The organism is Enterobacter sp. Ag1 (assembly GCA_000277545.1).
Taxonomy (GTDB): domain Bacteria; phylum Pseudomonadota; class Gammaproteobacteria; order Enterobacterales; family Enterobacteriaceae; genus Cedecea.
Map to the genome: position 1 here is coordinate 1 of AKXM01000062.1, position 482 is coordinate 482.

Here is a 482-nt window from a genome sequence, read left to right on the forward strand (position 1 = left end):
CCTGTAATATCATGTATACCAGGTAAAGCTTCAGTCATTGTAGTAGAATTGAAGTAACGCATAGTGATCCCTTCATTAATTGGATGGGCAGTGAACTCGCCAGGAAAAACCATATCCTGATGGGCCGCCACTTATAAATTGACAACGAGCTTTAAATCCGCTAGTTGTTATTGTGTTGTCTACAACCATAGAAACATGCAGTTGCTGAACTGATGACCCGAGGTCGAAACTCAAATGTTCAGCCGTGGATATATTCATAGCCACTTTGGGTAAGGTTATAGGAAAAATAACGGTCGCAAGACCATCGACAATAGTGGAATTATAGCCACTCAGCTCAATAGAACCATCTGACCAGATAGTCCAATCGCCATTAACGTTGCTCCCCCGGCTAGTGACAAACTTCGCATTCCCCAAACCAAGGTTTGCGAGAGCCGAAGAAATCGCGGCGGCACCGTCGGCCTTAATATCCGCAAACGGATTCT

General features: G+C 44.8%; 1 pseudogene. It reads right to left on the reverse strand.

The window, feature by feature from the left end:
• Positions 1-75: 75 nt before the first annotated feature.
• A pseudogene (locus A936_RS23860) lies at positions 76-482 on the reverse strand (hypothetical protein); the annotation flags it as partial.